Origin of the sequence: Flavobacterium croceum DSM 17960 (assembly GCF_002917885.1) — a bacterium.
Taxonomy (GTDB): Bacteria; Bacteroidota; Bacteroidia; order Flavobacteriales; family Flavobacteriaceae; genus Flavobacterium; species Flavobacterium croceum.
Genome location: NZ_PQNY01000005.1, coordinates 157,615 through 177,554, shown reverse-complemented (window position 1 = coordinate 177,554; position 19,940 = coordinate 157,615). Strand labels below are relative to the sequence as shown.

At 32.7% G+C, this 19,940-nt stretch carries 18 protein-coding genes and 1 pseudogene; 7 read left to right on the top strand and 12 right to left on the bottom strand.

Annotated elements, in window-relative coordinates; genetic code table 11:
* Positions 1-180 precede the first annotated feature (180 nt).
* Positions 181-1,023, top strand: a complete 843-nt coding sequence (locus Q361_RS05490) for a hypothetical protein (protein ID WP_103725715.1) — start codon at positions 181-183, stop codon at positions 1,021-1,023.
* A gap of 265 nt (positions 1,024-1,288) precedes the next feature.
* Here the strand turns inward: Q361_RS05490 and Q361_RS14020 are convergent, their stop codons facing one another.
* The 10 genes and pseudogenes from Q361_RS14020 to Q361_RS05445 form a co-directional block, all read right to left on the bottom strand.
* Positions 1,289-1,651, bottom strand: coding sequence for a DUF6438 domain-containing protein (locus Q361_RS14020; protein WP_449403979.1), 363 nt, complete (start codon positions 1,649-1,651; stop codon positions 1,289-1,291).
* Positions 1,652-1,941: 290 nt separating this feature from the next.
* Entirely contained in the window at positions 1,942-2,487 is a 546-nt protein-coding gene (locus tag Q361_RS05485) for a PepSY-associated TM helix domain-containing protein (RefSeq protein ID WP_103725714.1), read from the bottom strand.
* A 4-nt stretch (positions 2,488-2,491) separates the two neighbouring features.
* Positions 2,492-4,672 (bottom strand): TonB-dependent siderophore receptor, encoded by a 2,181-nt coding sequence (locus tag Q361_RS05480; protein ID WP_103725713.1) that lies wholly within the window; start codon positions 4,670-4,672, stop codon positions 2,492-2,494.
* A 728-nt stretch (positions 4,673-5,400) separates the two neighbouring features.
* Entirely contained in the window at positions 5,401-6,312 is a 912-nt protein-coding gene (locus Q361_RS05475) for a restriction endonuclease (RefSeq protein ID WP_103725712.1), read from the bottom strand.
* 168 nt (positions 6,313-6,480) lie between these two features.
* Positions 6,481-8,091: pseudogene (locus tag Q361_RS05470) on the bottom strand (type I restriction-modification system subunit M).
* Between the two features lie 3 nt (positions 8,092-8,094).
* On the bottom strand, positions 8,095-9,165 hold the full coding sequence (locus tag Q361_RS05465; RefSeq protein ID WP_103725711.1) for an AAA family ATPase: 1,071 nt from the start codon (positions 9,163-9,165) through the stop codon (positions 8,095-8,097).
* Between the two features lie 2 nt (positions 9,166-9,167).
* Positions 9,168-10,412: a restriction endonuclease subunit S gene (locus Q361_RS05460; RefSeq protein WP_103725710.1), complete on the bottom strand. Its 1,245-nt coding sequence runs from the start codon at positions 10,410-10,412 to the stop codon at positions 9,168-9,170.
* Positions 10,409-10,831, bottom strand: a complete 423-nt coding sequence (locus Q361_RS05455; protein WP_103725709.1) for a GxxExxY protein — start codon at positions 10,829-10,831, stop codon at positions 10,409-10,411. The genes Q361_RS05460 and Q361_RS05455 overlap by 4 nt, the downstream gene beginning before the upstream one ends.
* A 143-nt stretch (positions 10,832-10,974) precedes the next feature.
* Positions 10,975-13,965 (bottom strand): type I restriction endonuclease subunit R, encoded by a 2,991-nt coding sequence (locus Q361_RS05450; protein WP_103725708.1) that lies wholly within the window; start codon positions 13,963-13,965, stop codon positions 10,975-10,977.
* An 882-nt stretch (positions 13,966-14,847) separates the two neighbouring features.
* Entirely contained in the window at positions 14,848-15,231 is a 384-nt protein-coding gene (locus Q361_RS05445) for an HU family DNA-binding protein (protein WP_103725707.1), read from the bottom strand.
* A gap of 1,391 nt (positions 15,232-16,622) precedes the next feature.
* Here Q361_RS05445 and Q361_RS05435 point away from each other — a divergent pair.
* The 6 genes from Q361_RS05435 to Q361_RS05415 all read left to right on the top strand — a co-directional run bounded on the left by Q361_RS05435 (position 16,623) and on the right by Q361_RS05415 (position 19,263).
* Positions 16,623-17,381 (top strand): hypothetical protein, encoded by a 759-nt coding sequence (locus Q361_RS05435; RefSeq protein ID WP_103725705.1) that lies wholly within the window; start codon positions 16,623-16,625, stop codon positions 17,379-17,381.
* Entirely contained in the window at positions 17,381-17,776 is a 396-nt protein-coding gene (locus Q361_RS05430; protein ID WP_103725704.1) for a DUF5675 family protein, read from the top strand. The genes Q361_RS05435 and Q361_RS05430 overlap by 1 nt, the downstream gene beginning before the upstream one ends.
* A gap of 5 nt (positions 17,777-17,781) precedes the next feature.
* Positions 17,782-18,264 (top strand): hypothetical protein, encoded by a 483-nt coding sequence (locus tag Q361_RS05425; protein WP_103725703.1) that lies wholly within the window; start codon positions 17,782-17,784, stop codon positions 18,262-18,264.
* Between the two features lie 27 nt (positions 18,265-18,291).
* Positions 18,292-18,504 carry a hypothetical protein gene (locus Q361_RS05420; RefSeq protein WP_103725702.1) on the top strand — a complete coding sequence of 71 codons (213 nt, stop codon included), beginning with the start codon at positions 18,292-18,294 and terminating at the stop codon, positions 18,502-18,504.
* Positions 18,491-18,667: a hypothetical protein gene (locus Q361_RS13720; RefSeq protein WP_169929272.1), complete on the top strand. Its 177-nt coding sequence runs from the start codon at positions 18,491-18,493 to the stop codon at positions 18,665-18,667. The genes Q361_RS05420 and Q361_RS13720 overlap by 14 nt, the downstream gene beginning before the upstream one ends.
* Before the next feature lie 89 nt (positions 18,668-18,756).
* Positions 18,757-19,263 carry a tRNA (adenine-N(6)-)-methyltransferase gene (locus Q361_RS05415; RefSeq protein ID WP_103725701.1) on the top strand — a complete coding sequence of 169 codons (507 nt, stop codon included), beginning with the start codon at positions 18,757-18,759 and terminating at the stop codon, positions 19,261-19,263.
* Between the two features lie 39 nt (positions 19,264-19,302).
* Here the strand turns inward: Q361_RS05415 and Q361_RS05410 are convergent, their stop codons facing one another.
* Together Q361_RS05410 and Q361_RS05405 are read right to left on the bottom strand one after the other, a co-directional pair.
* Positions 19,303-19,482: a hypothetical protein gene (locus Q361_RS05410; RefSeq protein ID WP_103725700.1), complete on the bottom strand. Its 180-nt coding sequence runs from the start codon at positions 19,480-19,482 to the stop codon at positions 19,303-19,305.
* A gap of 28 nt (positions 19,483-19,510) precedes the next feature.
* Positions 19,511-19,933 carry a DUF6943 family protein gene (locus Q361_RS05405; protein ID WP_103725699.1) on the bottom strand — a complete coding sequence of 141 codons (423 nt, stop codon included), beginning with the start codon at positions 19,931-19,933 and terminating at the stop codon, positions 19,511-19,513.
* Between the last annotated feature and the right edge of the window lie 7 nt (positions 19,934-19,940).

Below are 19,940 nucleotides of genomic sequence, written 5' to 3'. Positions count from 1 at the left end.
CTTCAAGGTTGCTCATTATTGTAATTGTTTGAAAGTCAATACAATTTAATCATTATTAATGATTTGAGCAACTTTTTTTATAATGCACAACGGGTTTAATAATTTATTTTCAAAGGAGTGGAAAACGCAGTGCGAAACTAACTTTAGGGGATTTGTCCAATCTTTTATTATCAATTAAAAATGAAAACACTTTATTCAATATTATATGTAACTTTAAATACAACTCTTAATGAAAGAGTTAGTATTGGTGTTCTCATGTCTAATGGTTTTGAGCATTATTTTAAATATTCACATGAAAAACTAACGGCTTTTAAAAGTATATTAGACAGTGAAAGATATAATTTGGTAAAAAGTTATCTTAAATCACTTGAAAGAGAAGTTGGTTTTAGTTTAGAAAATTCAAATCAACTTTTTACAAAAAGAGAGCTAAAAAGCGATTGGATTAATGAAGGATATATAACCTATCTTGCAAAATACTCTAATAATATAATTCAGTTTTCAACTCCTAAGTCTATTGATATAGATTTAAACAGTATTAATTTCAAAAGGGTTTTTGAAAAGTATATTTTCAAATACACTGAAGAAGCTGATGAAATAATTGAATTCAATGTGCATTCTAAAGTTAAAAAAGATTTATTTCCTAAAATCGAAAGTAGAGTAAATATAGAACTAACATTAACTTCTAATGATTTTGAAAATTTATTTGCTCCAATAGAAATTGATTTTATTGGTATAAATGGAATTCCTGTTGCTGGACAAACTATAGATTTTGAAAAAAAACATTATTATTTAGAAAATGATGTTACCAGATTTGTCTCATTAACAAAAGCAATTGAACTAGAAGGAAATAATAAAGGTAAGTATTATGTTTTAGGTAGAGAGCCACAAAAAAACACTGATAAGAATCATCTGTTATGGGAACATATTAGAGATTCTGATTTCCTTGAATTTATAGATATTGATGAATTTGGGATTGTGGAAGAATATATTGAAAAACACAACGTAAGACCTTACTTCGTATAAAATAATAAAGAGAACTATCGTAACAGGTAGTTTTTTTTCAAAATTTCGCACAACGAGCAGAGAGCTTTGTGCAGGTTTTTGCTTTGTATAAAAATCCAAGTTTTACAAAATCCTTTCTTTTTTCCCGTACAACGTTTCCTAGCTTCAAGAAGTGGCGAACTCGTAAGTGCTTAATTTTTCACTAAGATAAAAAAACTAGCGAAAGAAAAATGTGAATTTCCCACATTTTTCGCCATTTCTTGAAAGTACTGTTAGACGTAGTATATTATTTTTTTATAAATCTTATTTTTTCAATTGATGGCGGAGGCGGAGGCGGAAGTATTCCATTTTTGCTTTTAAATTGTAAGTTTTTATCTGTTCTTGTTAATTTTAAGTTTTGTTTTATCTTAATTATCCAATCAGAAAGAGATTTGAGTTCTTTCGGAATTTTACGGCTATGAACAAAAACCTTTTTTTCAAACTTTCCTTGTCTTATAATAATCTGAAAAGCACTTCCGTCAAGATAATTTTCATAATATTCAGAATCAATTTTTCTAAAATCAATTTTTTTAATTAGTTCGGTTAATTCTTTTCTTTGACTATCGTTGATAATTGCGAAATAATTTGTTTCCGCTTTCGGATACTCGATATTTCCATTATTCCAATGTTCTCTTAAAAATACGGAATCTTTGTCGGTAAATTTTAATGAAAATACTGTTGAAAATGTTCCTCCATACGAATATTCTAAATAATCAAAATCGCTTTCTCTTTTAGAGCAAGAAACTAAAAATGTTAAGTATAAATTATTATGAATTTTAATTTCATTTGGTTGAATTTCAGCTTTCTGGTAATATTGCTTCTAACTTGTATATATGATCAATATATTTTCCCAAATGTACTAAAAAAAAGCTCCAATATAAATTGGAGCTTTTTTCAACCTTAAACAAAAATTAATATCAGTAACGGTATTATTAATCCCGCTAATGCTAGTTTCCAACCTCGTTTTTTAAACGTGAATTTTCCAGCAGGAATCATTATTACGCCCGTTAGTGCAATAGTAATTAATGATAATCCAAAAATATCGCTGTAATAAATCCACCAATTGGAAGTGTTTTTGTGCAATTTCATGGTTTGACTAATGATAGGGGTTTTCACAAATGTTACTACTTCACCCTTACCCGTTTTCAAATCAATTTCTACATCATTTTTCTCAAATGATATTTTCAATTCGTTCTCTTTTACTTTATGACGACGAATTTTATCATCTATACCCAATTGTTTGCCTAATTCTTCAGCATATTTTTCGGTAATATCGGCGTCTTTTGGAATGTTTACTGAAATTGCTTTGGTTTGAACGGTATATTTTTCTGGATGCCAATGTTCTCTATGGTTCATTAATATTCCTGAAAAGGCAAACGAAATAATTAACCCTACATAAAAGTATCCTAAATCTCGGTGAAGGTTTCGTACTTGTACTATTTTCATATGTTTAAAATTTATATTTAATAATAGCCATAACTTGTCTTGGTGCTATTGGATTTACACTATAGTTTTCATGCACTGTATAATTTAATGTATTGGTGGCATTTGAAACTTTGGCCAAAATAGAATATTTTTTCCAATCGTAACCTACCGAAAAATCAAGAGTTGCATAATCGCTAAGTGGTACTACCCTATCTCTTACCGATACAAGCCCTGTATTGGAAATTTGATAATCGTTGTTCCAACCTCCAAATCTTTTACCCATATAGTAGACCAAAGTACCTATATTAACACCTTTTAATAACCTGTTCTGAAATTTGTAAAATAAACTAAAGTTTGCCGTACAATAAGGCGTTCGTGTAAGCCTATCACCTTCTATAAAACTTCCGTGGGTTATGCTGGTTTTGGTAAATCGCATATCGTTGTAGCTATAGCCTGCCATCATGGTAAGTCCTTTGGCTGGATAGGCTGTAAGGTCTACCTCTAGCCCTTTGCTTGTTGTTTCTCCGCTTAATATTTTTATAGAAGTATCGGTATTTATACTCCCATCGGCTTTGTATTGTGCTGTTTGTGCTAAATTGCTGTTTACAATATGGTACAGTGTAACCGAAGCATTGACTTTTTCTTTAAAAAACTCTTTTTTAATACCCGCTTCATATTGCGTAAGTATAGAGGGTTTTATAACCTGCAAGTCTATGGTAGTACCCGTATTGGGTGTAAATGAATTAGAATAACTTGCAAAAATTGACAAATGAATAGTAGGCTGATACACCAAACCTATTTTGGGCGAAAATGCCTTGTCTATTCGTATAGGTTCTTGCTTTTTGAGGGTTGGATTGGCAGTCAAATCGTAATCGAAAATATCGGCTTGTTGCCACGACCAACGTAAACCTAGTAACAATTTAAAATGGTTTTGAAACGAAATTAAATTTTGTGCATAAATACCAAATCTATTGGTAGTTGTTTCTACAAGTCTGGTATTTTTGGCTTCTGGAATCATACCAGAACCTTGATTAAAGTTTGAAAAATCAAAAACATTTCCACTGCCGTATGTTGTAGGCATAAATGTATAAGTATACGATTGCGTAAAAGAATTTTCCCAATCTATCCCAGCAAGCACTTGATGTTTGATATTATACGTGTAAAATTTACCCAAAATACCAAACTGATTGGCATAGATACGCTCGGTATTTTTGGCTTTGCCAAGAGGTCTATTCCAAAAACCGTTGTTGTCGGGTTGTATGCGTTCTGTGCCTATCCATTGTCTTCTATAATCTTGAAAAGAACTGTTAAAATTCAGCTTCCAATTTTCATTCAAACTATGTTTGAGCAATCCTGTTACTGTAGTTTGCTTGGTTGTTCCGTTAGACCATTTAGCTCCCATGTATATATTTCTTGGTAGTTGTAAAATATCTTTACCTACCATTGCTGTTCCAAAATCGGGAGTCCAATCGTCTGTTAAATAATCGGCTTGTAGTATAAATTCTGTTTTTTTATCAATTTTAAATAGCAAAGAAGGGTTTATATACAAACGCTCTCTTTGTACTATATCTCTAAAACTTTTTGAATTTTCGTAGTTGGCTACAAGTCTATAGGCTATATTTTTAGTAAAACCGTTGTATATATCCAAACTTGGTTTGTAAAAATTATAGCTACCTGCTTGCAGAGAAATTTCGCCACCCAATTGAAATTGAGGCACTTTTGTAACTAAATTTACCACCCCGCCAGGCACAACATTACCAAACAATAAAGCCGAATTTCCTTTTAAAAACTCTACCCTTTCTAGAGAAGCTACTTCGGGCATCGAACCACTATTTACTCTAAATCCATTTTTAAAAATATTGTTACTGCTTAAATCGTAACCTCGAGACCAAAACGATTCTTGTGCGCCTCCACGAGCAGAACCTACATAAGCTCCATTTATGTTTTTAACAACATCGCTAAGCCTAATGGCTTGTTGTTGCTGTATAATAGATTTGTCTACGGTTTGAATGCCTTGTGGTAAGTCTAGTAGCTTTATATCGCTACGCGTTGCATAAACTGGGGTTTTAAACGGATTTTGCTGAACTACAACTGTATTTAATACAATGGTTTTTTTGTTTTTTAATGAATCGAGTTGTGTATAGTGGGTTTGTGAATAGCTTGTATGTACAGCCAAAAAAGCAATACAGAGAATGTATTTTTTCATTTATTTAGAATAATTAAAAATAATAATGCAAATATAAAACCTCTTTTAGTATTATCAAATTTATTTAGACTAATTTTAAATAAAGAAAATGCAAAGCAGAACTATGCAACAGTAAAAGCCTAATTATCTATGATTTACTGGTTAAAATTTAATAAAACTAAAGACTAATATAGACTACAAAAACAAGAATACAATCGTCTTATTGTATAGTATTGTATAACTATCAATATAGAGAATCCCTTTGTAATTGGGTACTCTACCTTTTTTACTTGCCTATTTTAAGTACGTATTGGTTGCTGTACTTTTAGCGTTGTTTTAGCACATAAAAGCACTCTACGCTGCTCTATCATTAAAGAGCGTACTTTACACCAACAGCTTTTTCTATTTGTCATTTTTTCTTTACTATTTGTATAGTATGGTATATTGAGTATATGCCTATTTGATTTTAAAAAAATTTAGGTCAAAATTACATTTTGTAAACCTACATTAATTGAAAGCTTTTTTTCAAAATAATTGTATTGCTATTAACATCAACACAATTTTGGATAAAGTACTGCGTAGTTTTACTCGGTAGCTTCTGTAATTAAGGTACTATTTTAAAAAAGCGTAGTGTGCTACTACCCTACGCTAAAACAAATAGTTTTCAGTTGTCAATACAATCGAGAAGAAAAAATAGTGCTTTATTTTCGTTTCCAAACAACTTAACAATTCGATTTCTTTGGCTTTATTTAATCATTACTTCCTAAAAAATAAATGGGTTGAAGTGGCAAAAGTAATTTTTCGGCATCGGTTAATCTACTATAATTACTTTTCCATAACTCTATCAGATCGGTTCGGTCAATGAGTTTGATATGAATATCGCTCAATCGTGCAAAAGTTCTTGCATCTTTGGTAAATGTACTACCCGTTATAAAAATACCAATATCTTCGCCTTTGTGCAATACACTTTTAAGTATTTTTATTTCATCTGTATTGTTTTTGTTTGTTTCAATACGTTTTTTAACTTGTATTTTTAATCGGGGTTTTTCAAACCCCAAAGGGTCTTTATAGGCAACTATATCAATACCTCCATCTTTACCTCGTGGAGCAATAAAATCGATATGATAACCCATTACGCGTATTAATGCTGCACATAAATCTTGAAAGATATATTCGTCTATAGTATCGAGATACTTTCCAATTCCTTCATTGGCTTGTGCTGTTAATTCATCAATGGTAGCTTGTTGAATTTGTGTATCTGTTACATCAATATCTTCTGTTTCTTCGGTGTGGGTATCTTTAATTTTACCATTGCTAGTTCGCCATTCTCTATAGGCAATACCTGCTTTTTCTAGTAATTGTTCTTTACCGAGTTTGTAAGCACTTCTACCTTGATCTGTAATATACCATATCCCTTTATTTTTGGTTATCCAGCCTGCTTTTAAACAATCAATACTATAAAACAAAAAAATGGTTAGCCATTTTAGCTGGCCGTTACTTTCATAGCGCTCAAGTTCCCAATTTTCAAAAGTAACTTTTTGGGTTATTTTTTCAATAAGTTCTTTTCTAGGTAATTCGCCATTATTTTCTATCAATGCTTCAAACGCTGCATACAGCGTTTTCATGGCAGACATTTTGGTTGGTGCTATAGGTTTTGGCATAGGGTACGTAAATGTATGTAAATATATTTTTAAACTTTTCTTATAGGGTAAAAGGCTCCTTTTATTTGGTTGAGATGGTCTATTTTTATCAATAGTGTTATACTCTAGTTGTTTTTATTGTATACTCTTATTTTAGTTACAACTTTACAAATGGTTTGTTTGGTATTACTATATCTGTGGCAAGCCCAACTCTTTTAAAAACTCGTTATGCTTATCTGTTGCTTCTTTAATTTTTTCATTTATAGCAACCAATTTTAGATTTACTTCTTTCAAATCAATCTTTTCTTCTTCAACCGAAGTGTTTACGTAGCGCGAAATATTCAAGTTATAGCCTTGCTGTTCAATTTCTTGTAGTGCAACTCTTCTCGAATACCTTGGTATTTCATTTCGGTATTTGTATGTATCAATTATTTTTTCAAAATGGGCATCGCTTAAAGTATTTTGTTTTTTTCCTTTTTCAAAATGTTCACTAGCATTTATAAACAAAATATCGTCTTACTTTTTGCATTTTTTTAATACCAAAATACACACTGGTATTCCTGTTGAATAAAATAAGTTGGATGGTAAACCAATAACAGTGTCTATATGATTATCTTTTATTAATTTGGTTCTAATTTTTTCTTCTGCACCGCCACGAAATAAAACGCCGTGTGGCAAAATAATTGCCATTGTACCTTCTGTACCCAAAAAATGAAAACCGTGTAATAAAAAAGCAAAATCTGCTGCCGATTTTGGTGCTAAACCATAACTTTTAAAACGGAAATCTTCGCCCATGGCCTCGTTGGGTTCCCAACGCAAACTAAATGGTGGATTGGCTACAATGGCATCAAATTCAATTTTTTTGGCCGGATTCATTTCGTTTAGTTCATTCCATTGGTTAAGTAAGGTGTCGCCGTGAAATATTTCGAACTCGGTATCTTTCATGCCGTGTAGTAGCATGTTCATACGAGCTAAATTGTAGGTGGTAATATTTTTTTCTTGTCCATAAATTTTACCTACGCTTCCGCCGTTTTCTTTGATGCGTTTTCTAACATTTAGTAACAACGAACCCGAACCACTTGCAAAATCTAGTACACGTTCTAGTTTTTTCTTTGGCCCTGTTGTTGGGTCTTGGCTGTCTAGGGTTACAACTTCCGATAAGATAGACGATATTTGTTGCGGGGTATAAAATTCGCCAGCTTTTTTACCCGAACCTGCTGCAAATTGCCCAATTAAATATTCGTAGGCATCGCCAAGTGTATCGGATGAAGTGGAGAAATCTTTAATACCTTCTGCAATTTTTTGAATAACTACACAAAGTTTATCGTTTCTGTCTTTATGGGTTTTGCCAAGTTTTTCTGAATTCAAATTAATTTCTGAAAACAAACCTTGAAACGCATTTTCAAAAGATTGATTTTCTATGTAATCAAAACCTTTGTCTAAGGTTTCCAATAAATCTTGATTTTGTGTGCGTGCCATTTCGGCAATACTGCTCCATAAATATTTTGGTTCTATTACATAATGCACTTTTCTACGCATTTGTTTTTCAAACTCGGGCACATCGTGTTCGTTGGCAGCATACCAAACACTCAACGCATTGCGGTTGTCGTTTTCTTCTAGATTTGGGTAATCTCTACCCAATTCTTTTTTGGCAGATTCTTCGTAATTGGAAGACAAGTACCTAAGAAATAAAAACGATAGCATATAGTCTCTAAAATCATCGGCATTCATTGCACCACGCAAGTTGTCTGCTATATTCCAAAGGGTTTTACCCAATTGTTGTTGTTCTTTTTGTGTCATTGTTTAATATTTAAACTGATACTTAGTATTTATTTTTTCTAATAAATCGATAAATAAATCTTCTTCTGTCGGAGACATTATATCAATTTGTAACTGATAGGCATTCTTATGTGAATAAGAATTAATTGTATTGGCAACATTGTCAAGTTCATTATTAGAGATACCAATTTGTGATAAAGTATAATTGAATCCTCTCTTTCCTAAAAATGATGAGATATTCTCTAATAATTGTCTTAGTAATACAAAATGATAAGCAAAAAGTCCTGTAGTTTTTGCTTCCTCTAATGTTTTCAATAGATGTAAGTGAAATAGAAAAACATCTTTATTAGGATTCAATAATAATAGCTCATCGTCTTTTTTATTCAATGTAAATAAACTCGTCAGGTTTGCATAACCACTATTTGTATTTACTTCTTTCAACCTTGTTGCTAATATCGAGAATAGTCCGATGTGATGAGTAGTGATTATGAATCGTTTTTTTAAATAATGTTTTTTTATTAATTCAAAAATTGAATTACAGGTAATGAATACATTGTGTTCATCCATACTTGAAACTGGATCATCAATATAAAAATGAGCATCTTGTGCTCCAGACCAAGCATCTAAATCAAAGAGGGCTAAAAAGAAGCACCAAACAAAAATCCGTTCTTCTCCTCGGGATATTTTTATAGGAGCTTTTTCTTCTTCCGAAATGTAAAAAGTTATACTATCAATACCTTTTTCAGGATCATTGTTTAAATTAAAGTCAAACCTGTAATTATGGTTATAGAATTTTAATTTTTCCGCAACATCATCCTCATTTAATAATGAATGAAATTGATTTAAATTACTTGGAATTAGATCTAATTTTATATTCTCATTTTGATTTTCTTCATCATTGTCCCAAACAAATAAATCTTCACTAAAAGCATTATAGTACACACCTGAATGTTTTCCTTTATTGTTTGCTTTTGTATGATTCTTATATTCTACTGAAAGACGTGTTTTACCGGTACCATTAAATGCATAAATTAAAATAATATTCTCTTTTAACTCATTTAGTTGCTTTGCTATTTCAGGAATATTTTTTGCCATTTTTATATTTTTACTTTAGGAAACAACCCTTGCAGTAACCCTTTTTTATGCAACTTCAACTGCTCTATTCTATCAGCTTGTGCTGCGATTAATGTATCTAACGACGAAAGTGTATCGGCTATTTTTTGTTGCTCTTTTTTGTTTTTTGGGAAATGAACTATCATTCCTTTCAAATCAGCATTATATAATCTTTGAATTATACCGCCATCAGAAGTTTGCCAATTTAATAATGAATAAGCATAAAAAAGGAATTTATTAGTCGTTTTACTTTCATCATTATCAATCCACACTATATTAGAATCTTGAAAAAAAGCTGGCTCTCCATCATACACGACTAATCTTCCGATTGTACCAGAAGCAGATATTAAAATATCTCCTTTTTTTGGAAAAGAATATTTCATTTTATACTCTTCATATCTTTCCTTTGAAATGAATGAGTCTGCTATTTTTCCAAAAGTTCCGATTTTATAAAATGGAATACCATTTTTCTCATCGTTAGTTGTTTCTTCTTTGAATATTCTTTTGCACATTGAAGGATTTCCAATATTTCCTAATTTATCTTCTACCCACTCCCCATCATTTTCAAACTCCTTAAACCTCAACTTTGGTGTTTTTTCGCCGTTTTGCGGAAAAAGATTTTGCATCAAGCCTTTTTTGTGGGTTTTTAAGATTTCTAGTTTATCGGTATGAGCCGTAAGTAATTCATCTAACGAAGAAAGACAAGAAGCTATTTTTTGTTGTTCGGTAGGGTTAGGAAATAATATGGAAAAATCTGTAACAGATGCTTTTGATAAGTTTAATTGTGATGAACCTTGTCCTTTATTTTTAAAATACTTTTGATTGTTATTTATGTAGGTCTTAATGTAAAAAGGAACAAAATCATCAGTATTTTTTATCCTTAATCCTGCCATTCTTTGATTAAGGACAAAATTATTATTAGGTATTATGTCAGTTAATCCAAGAAAATTACCGTGAGCAACATCACTTAATACCATAACAATATCGTTTTTTTTCAACGAATTATCAGTATATGATAATCTCTTCATATCCTTTTTAAGATTCCCTTCAATGTCAATGCTATTAAGGGAAATTAAATAAAAGTTTCCTTCTTCATTTACTCCACCTTCGTGACTAGCCCCATTAAAGTAATCACATATTATTCCTAAGTCTTCTTCTTCCCATTCCCCATCCTTCAAAAACTCAGGAAAACGCAGTTCGGGAGTTAGTTTATTTTCATTCTTATTCATTTGTCTGAATCAGGATTTACAAGATTATGGGATTGCTTGATTTGCTGGTTGTATTTTGGATTGTATATCTTTTTGAATTGCAAACTTGTGCTTCCAAAGTTGATGAGTAATCCAATAGGTTTGTTATAAGCCACAACGTAGTTTTTGGCTTGTGCCAAATGTACATCTTCTAAGTTTATAAGTGCTTTCAATTCAACTATTACGCAATCTTCTATAATAAAATCGGCTCTTCGAGTGCCTACATCAATTCCTTCATAATAAATAGTTTGTGGCTCTTCTCTTTGAAATGATATGCCAGCATTACCCAATTCTATAGCCAAACATCGTTGGTAAATAACTTCTTGAAAACCATTACCGAGCGTGTTGTGCACTTTCATTGCACAGCCGTTTACTTTATATGTCAATTGGTCTAAATTCATTAAACTATATTTTGTCTGAATCAAGATTTACAGGATTTTGTGATTTCTTGATTTGATCATCTAAATATTTAATCTATGCTATTTGTCTGTTTATTTTATAATCTTGTTTATCCTAAAATTTTGCAAATTCTGATTAAGACAATTTATTCGTAAGCAGTTAATCCACTAATTTCTCTACCTTGTGCTTGTTTTTTTAGTATGGGTATCAAGTCGGTCATCAAGGCTTGTTCTTTTACACTGCGTTCTTTCCAGTTGAGTTCTAAGGGCTCCAACAAATCGGTTAGTTGTTCGCCATCAAATATTAAACGGTTTATTATAGTGGCAACAAATGTTTTTAAAACTGCGGTTTCCAACCCGTGTGTATTGGCTACAGCGGTTAGTTCTGCCTCGTTTTTTTGGGTTTTAAAAACTTGGTAGCCTTCTCGCAGTTTGTCGGCATCTTGCCCACTGTTCCAATCTAAGCTGTTTATGTATTGGCTCAAATCTTCTTGCTCTTCCATCATATTGGACGTGGCACTCAACAAACGTATAATTTCGTCTTTACTCATTTTTTGTTTAGACGGTTTCATTTGCAGGTTGTCTGCCACCAAATTAATAATGTAATCGTAATCTATCACCGCCGAGGCAAACAATACAAATTCAAAATCCAATTGTTGTATATCGGCAGGTGCATCGTTACCTTCTTTGTCTTGTCTGGCTTTAAACTGTTTGGCGGTTTCTATGTACGAACTTCGAAACGACAGCAATTTATCGGTTGGCAAAATGGTTTCAATGACTTCTTTTTGGGTTTCGTCTAGATCGGTATATTGGTCTAATTCTGTTTTTAGCTTTTGTACTTCTTTAAATTTCTTAATAAAAGCAATTTTAGCACTATCGCCTTTTAGGTTATACACTTCTTGGGGTTCATTGACCAAATTGTTATCGTGCATAAAAACACCCAAGGCTTCTACTGCATTTTTGTACTGCTCAATAACCACCGGAGCAGGCTCAACCATCCAAATCTTGAAGGCTTTATCGGTACTTTTTTCTCCAGAAAACAACGTAATAGCTTGGTTTACTTGCTCTTGTTGCGAACGAAAATCTAAAATATTCCCATACGGTTTCGTATCGTTCAATACACGGTTGGTACGAGAAAACGCTTGTATTAATCCGTGGTATTTTAAGTTTTTATCTACATACAAGGTATTTAAAAACTTAGAGTCAAAACCGGTAAGCAACATATCTACTACAATGGTAATGTCTATTTTATTGTGGTGTGGATAATCGCGGTTGCTGTATTTTTGCTGTTTAATACGTGCTTGTACGTTTTGGTAATAGCCATCAAACTCGTTAATAGTGTGGTTGGTTTTATATTGCTTGTTGTAATCATCAATAATTTCAAGTAATGCGTTTTTCTTTTCTTCTGGATTTACTTTGTTGTCTTCTCTTTCTTGCAGTAAATCTTCTTGCAATTGCTTGATGTCTTCGGCGTTTTTGGTATCGCCTTCTTTTGCCAAAACTTGAGCAGGTGGCGAAAAAACACAGGCAATATTTAACGGAATATAAGACGGGTCTAGTTGTTTCTTTTTTTGTTGTGTTGCCTTAAACAATCGGTAGTATTCAATAGCGTTGTTGATAGAAGCTGTTGCTAAAATGGCATTAAATTTACGCTGATTGGTAGCTGCATTGTGTTTCTCTATAATGGCATCAACCACCGCTTGTTGTGCAATAGGTTCTCCTGGTTTTGGGTTTACGTCTCCTTTGCCTTTAAAATAATCGATATGAAAACGCAATACATTTTTGTCTTCAATAGCATGGGTAATGGTGTAAGCAGGAAATTGTTTTTCAAAAATAGATTCGGTGGTTTTGTACGATGCTTCTTGTCCTTCGCGGGTAGTGTAAGTAGAATTTTCCTCAAAAATAGGTGTACCGGTAAAACCAAACAATTGTGCCTTAGGAAAAAAGTCTTTAATAGCCTTATGGTTTTCACCAAATTGCGAACGATGGCATTCGTCAAAAATAAACACAATTCTGCTATCGCTTAACGGCTTTAGGCGTTCTTTATAATTGTTTTTTGAGTCTAATGCTAATCCTAATTTTTGAATGGTAGTTACAATTACCTTATCTGAATAATCTGAAGACAACAAGCGTCTTACCAAACTTTCGGTATTGGTGTTTTCTTCTACACTCCCTTCTTGAAATTTATTAAACTCTTCGCGCGTTTGTCGGTCTAGATCTTTTCTATCTACCACAAATAAACATTTTTCAATATCTGGGTTTTCTTTTAATAGCGTAGAGGCTTTAAAAGAAGTTAAGGTTTTTCCGCTACCTGTAGTGTGCCAAATATAACCATTACCACGATTTTGATTAATACAATCTACTATGTTTTTAACGGCATATATTTGGTAAGGACGCATTACTAATAGCTTTTGCTCACTCTCTACGAGTACCATGTATTTACTAATTAATTCCCCTAAAGTGCATTTGGTTAAAAACTTATCGGCAAATGAATCTAAGTGTGTAATTTTTTTATTACTCTCGTCTGCAAATTGGTAAACTGGCAAAAACTGCTCGTCGGCATTAAATTGAAAATGTTGGTTTTTATTATTGGCAAAGTAATACGTATTGTATTGATTACTTACAATAAACAGTTGCATAAAACACATTAACGAATTGGTATACCCATTGCCAGCATCATTTTTGTAATCTACAATTTGTTGCATGGCTTGTCTTGGCGATATGCCAACTGCCTTTAATTCTACTTGAACCATAGGCAACCCATTAATTAAAATAACCACATCGTAACGATGGTTACTGTTTTCGGTATTGATGCGTAATTGATTGACAACTTCAAAATCGTTTTTGCACCAATCTTTAATGTTTACCAAGGTATAATGTAAAGGCGTTCCATCTTCACGTTGAAAATAGTTTTTCTCACGCAAGGTTTTAGAAGCTACAAAAACATCGGGTGTAATAATTTCATCGCGCAATCGAGCAAATTCCGAATTGCTTAAACGAACACGATTGAGTGCTTCAAACTTTTCACGAAAGTTTTGTTCAAGAGAAAATCTATCTTTAATGTCTGGTCGATTGGTAAATTTTAAATCAATAAGTTTATTGATTAAGCTCTGCTCTATTTGGTTCTCCTTGGTCATGCAATAGGTATAATGAAGTGAATGTATTCAAATATCATTAATTTTCAAAAGTAAGTAATTATTTTAGAGTAAAACAAGATTTTTAAACAATAAAAGAATGTATACAGTACAAAGCATCGTAATATTTTGTAGGCATTTTACCCTTTTTTTACTAGACATACAAAACTAAAAGTAGTTTTTGGAGTAATATTGTGGTTTTCCGTAATTTGTTTTTACACTTTCCATTTATTCTAACGGAAACAAAAAGAGTAATACTCTAGAAAAAAACGGAAAGTGTAAATTAAGAATTTTCTTGTTTAAACACTAGTATTGTTAATAACATACTGCTTGTAAGGCTTTTATTTTCGACTGTTTTTGTAAGTTTTCAACATCTGTTGCAATAATACCATAACAATATAGTATATTTACCCCGTATTTCGAAAACGAATAGCGGGAACTATTCGAGGCTTTCGAACATTAAAATTTGCTCAAAAAGACGGGTTACTAGCTGCTTTTTTTGAGCTTTTTTTATGCCCTACAACCTATTTTTTTGTCTTTTTTACACCCTTTTACTACTCTAAATTCTATAGAAACACCTTACATAGAGGCTTAAAACATAGCTTTTTTTGATGATTTTGCCTCAATTTTACAATAATCTGTGGCGTATTGAACTAAAAGTAAGTACGTTTTTACGTTTTTTTTCTGTTTCAAGAGGGTTCTTTTAGTTCGACCTGATCGTTCTTTTGTCTCATCAGGACGAACGTTTTGCCTCGTCAGGACGAAACTTTTGCTTCGTCGGGACGAATTGACGAAAATTTTCGGAGTAAACAAAACAAAAAACCTCGAGTGCGGGAACACTCGAGGCTTTCAAACATGTAAAAATGCTCTACATGATGCGGGTTACTAGCTCGCTTTTCGGTACGTTAGTGTACTTAATAAAGTGCGTAATTTTTTTCCTGGACGGAATAAAATACGATTCTTTTTGATAACACTAGAGGTTACTTCTTCTGCCGTTTCTTTGCCCTCAGAGCTAAGCCCGACTTGAAAGTTGCCCAAACGTCCTAATTTTACAATACGCCCTTCGTTTAATTCGCTAATAATATTGTGTTCTAAAGACATCAATACCGCATAGCAATCGGCTTCGGTTACCGTACATTGATAAGAAATTAACTCCGCGAGTTTTTCCAAATCGGTTTCTCCATCTGCAATAGCTGCAGCATAAAATTTTTCGGGTGCAAGAATATCTTGCGGGTTCTTTCTAAGAAGAACTTTAAATTTTATACTCATAATTTTTGAGTTTTAAATAATAAAAATATTTTTTTGCCTCTGAGCAAATCTTCGGATATTTACTTGATCGACAGATACAAAGGTTATTAAATTTCAGTAAAAAAGAAAGCCAAACTTATTCACAAAACCCATGAGTTTTTAACAATATGTTATCTTTAAACTACTTTTAGTTTGTTTTGTAATGATTTGGTTTTGAGGATTTTAAAAAACATCATATCCCCTCTAAAATCACCAAAACCCTTGTTTTATAAGGTGTTTTGAACGGTTGTTTAAATTTTTTTTCGTAAAATTTTCGTAAACTCAATAAAAAGTAATTTAACAAGCTTTACAAAAACCTATTCGAGTTTTTTGTACAGTAAAACTGTAAGTACTACGAATTGTATTGTATTTGGCAAGATTGCATGTGCAGTAAACAAAAAATGGTTCGATTGAAAACTAAACCACTATGGACTAGAAGTCCATAGGTTTGGTTGGCAGACTAAAAGTCTGCAAGACTGAAAAGCAAAAACTGCCACTGATTAAAATAATTTCCGCTGATTAAATCTTTTAAATCATCTTAATCAGTGGCAAAACTTTTTAGAAGCTAAAGCGAGATGCACTCAAAGTGCATAGTTTTAAACTATATTTGAGACCAATAAAAAAACCGATTAGTTTCCTAATCGGTTTTGAAGTTTGCGGAGAAAGAGGGATTTGTCTGCTACAAAAGCCACCAATAAAATCAATACTTCGCAAAGCATTTAATTTAAGTGACACCTCGACTGACACCTCTTTTATAAGGCTACTATTATTCTAAATTCAAAGTAGTCAAATATAAGGATAATTATTTGAATAGTAAAGCATCAAGACTAAAAATTGAACTAGTTATTTAAGTGCTTGTCGCTACTTTTCTTGATTAAAATTTGTTTTAGCATTTCTTCTAATTTAACCAAAAATCAAGTGAGTTACTTGTTCATATTTTATGCCACTATATGTACAGAACTCTTCAATCGTTAGAAACTCATTTTCGAGCTTATTGAGGTCTTTTTTTATCTTTTGCATCAATCTAGTACATTGACGATAACTCTTGCCTGTTATTCGTTGTATGTCCTTTGGATAGATGCACACCCTCTGATTATTCAATTTCATACTTTATCTATACCTTTGATATAGCTATGCTATACTTCTGACGTGCAGAAAATCTTTTGCAATTTAGTTATAATTTTTCATACTTATTTAATGCTTTTTTATGTTCATTTAAGACACTTGTGTCGATTTTGGACATATGGTACACTTGTTACTTTTTCTTTAGTGAAATGCTTTGTAAACTTTGCTTTAATCATTCAAAATGTGGTTGCAACTGATTGAAAGAATGAAGGAGATTTTAGATGAATGTTTAACAAAATTTTGAAGTTATGGCTAGACAGAAAGGCATAATTAAATTGAAAGGTACTATCGGAGATATTACTTTTTACAAAACCCAGGACGGGCACTTGGCAAGAGAAAAAGGTGGAATTGATGCGAGCAGAATTGCGAGTGACCCTGCGTTTCAGAGAACTCGTGAGAATGGTTCCGAGTTTGGTAGAGCTGGAAAGGCAGGAAAAATGCTTAGAACGGCTTTACGACCATTGCTTTTAAATTCTGCGGATAGTAGAATGGTTAGTCGTTTGACACAAGCGATGGTTAAAGTTATCCAAGCAGATACAGTTAGTGAACGTGGTTTGCGAAACGTAATTGATGGAGAAGCTGAACTGTTATTTGGTTTTGAATTCAATATTCGTGGTAAGCTTGGAACCACTCTGTTTGCTCCGTTCGTGGCAACTATTGACCGTGTGGCTGGAGAAATTACTGTGGATTTAGCATCATTTATTCCAGTGAATATGATTGCTGCTCCAAGTGGAACTACTCACTACAAAATCATTTCTGGTGGAGCTGAAATTGATTTTGAAGCTGAAACGTATGTGGTTGCTACTTCTGAAACGGCAATCTTGCCTTGGGACGGAACTGCTACTGCTCCAATTAACCAAGTTAATGCGGTTACTGCTAACTCAACTAAGCCTTTATTTTTGGCTCTAGGTGTTGAGTTCTATCAGGAGATAAATGGACAAATGTACCCATTGAAAAATGGTGCTTTTAACCCATTGTCTATTGCAAAAGTTGACAGCGGTGTGTAATGGTTATTTGGTTAACTAGAACTTATTTCCCTGAAGGAACGAATGGCAAACTCGAATGCGAAGGCAAATTGATTTGTAACACCATTGAATTGCCGTGGAAGATGAACGAAACGAAGGTTTCCTGTGTTCCGGAAGGGAAATATTTTATTAGAAAGCGATACAGTGCAAAATACAAATGGCATTTAGAATTGGTGGATGTACCGAATAGAAAATTTATTCTATTTCATCCTGCTAACAATGCTCAAAAGGAATTGCAGGGTTGTATTGCTCCAGTTACAAAACTTTCTGGACCTGGTTTAGGCTTGATGTCGAGAAAGGCTTTTATCAAGTTGAAAAACTTGGTTTACCGTGCTTTAGATAGCACAGAAGCAGTTTTATTAATTATTAAATCATAAGAATTATGAAAAATTTATTAGGAGTTTCAACTCCAACAAAAAGTATTTTTAAGAGCATTAGTATGTTTATGCTTGTTTTATTTGCAACAATTGGATTTGTAAGTTGTGATGATCAATCCAATTCAGGTGTTTTGCCAAAAAGTGAAGTCAATTTAAAAACTGATTTTCACAAGGAAGCTAACCCAAGTGAGAGTTTGTCGAGATGTACTTGCGGACTATGTTCTGACGGAGAAATTGGAGGATGCAAAGGCATTAAAGGTGAATGTACTTCTTTTGCTCGCGATAGTATTGGTGGTGGAAAAAGCTCAAGTGGTACACTTCAAAGAACTTCTTCAGAAGCTAGTGAAATTGGCGGAAGAAACACTACCTCAACAGGGAATTACAGTTCAAGAGAGATTGGTGGTTCAAAAGACAATGTCATTATCAAAAGAGAGACCAATCGAGATAGTTTGGAAGTCGGTGGAAAAAGTACAACTATTGGTCAGTAATTTTTGTTGAATTTAAAAACTAAGATTATGAACTTAATTAAGAGAGCAAAAGCTCCCATACCAAAGTTTTTCAAAGTGCTTCGAACTATTGGTTTGGCATTAGCTGCCGTTGGTGGAACTATTTTGGCCGCGCCTGTAGCGTTACCTGTAGCAGTAGTTTCTATTGGTGGTTATGTTGCAGTTGCTGGCGGAGTTATTTCTGCCGTAAGCCAACTTACTACAACTGATGACAGCCAATAATCCCACATTGATGGGAACTGCTGGAGGTACGTTTTTAAGTATTGTACCCAATCTTTCTTCTGATGATATTGCAAAAACAGTTGTTTTGGCTACTGTTGGAGCTGTTGTCAGTTATACGATTTCGCTACTGCTTAAAAGCCTAAATAAGAAGCACAAAAAATAAGTTTAGCCCTAGTTGTGGTGACCTTTGGGTTAAACAAATTGAAAGCCCAAACCTAACGGAATGGGCTTTTATATTTAATAATAACCGTTATGATACAAAACAAAATAGATTATATCAAAAGAGGTGCTTTTGACGAATTATACACACCAAAAGAAGCTATAGAGTGCATTCTTCCTTATATTCCTAATACTGTCAAAATAATATGGGAATGCACCGCAATTGAGAATAGTGAAATTGTTAATGTTTTAGAAGCGAATGGTTTTAAAGTTATAAAATCCCATCTGAAAGATGATTTAGATTTTTTTGAATATGAACCTCATCAGTATGATTTGATTATAACCAATCCGCCTTATTCATTGAAAGATCAATTCTTGAAAAGAGCATTTGAATTGGACAAACCTTTTATGATGTTGCTCCCTATAACAACTCTGGAAGGCAAAAAGCGAAGCGAAATGTTCCAGCAGCACAAAGTCCAGGTTTTGATACCAAGTAAACGATTTAATTTCATCAAAGAAAAAAAAGGAAGTTGGTTTCAAACATCTTGGTTTACTTGGAAATTAAATTTAAAAAGCGATTTAATTTTTATGAATGTATAAAAAATAAAGTGCCTAGCAAAAAACTAGGCATTTTCAATATTAAACTTCTCCAAATTGATTGAGTATCACCTCAACCACTACAACTTCTGAATTATACCAATACAAATCGTTGTATTTTGCATAATCTAATGCTTTTGCTCTACTATCAAAAGCTCCAAAGAAAACTCTTGATGCTTTTGACTTCCAACTATCGGTTTGAAATAAAAGAAATATACTCATAGAATTGATTTTAAGGATTATAAATAAATTATTTGTTACAATAGCGATGCACAATAACTCTACGCATATCGTTGATTAAATTGATGTTTTCGTGAAATTGTTTTTCTTTTAGTTCAAGAAGTTTTAAAGCTTCAACATGCTTCAAATGTGCTTCGTGTTCATCCATCAAGAGTTTTGATTTTGGGAAAAACTCTTTTTTAAAATCAGGAAGACGCAAAAAAGAAATCACAGAACCAACTAAATGCTGGTGCCAAAATTTAGATTTCCACAAGCTATAAGCAATCCAAAAAATATTTTCGCAATCAGTTTCATTATCAAATATGATTACGAAACTGTTTGTGAATGGCTCATTTTGAGGCTTTCCGCTGTTCATCCCTTTGTTTAAAACAAAAAAGTGCGGTTTGCTGTAAATGATATTCTTCTTGTGGGTTTTAATGATAAAATTCATCATGGCTTCG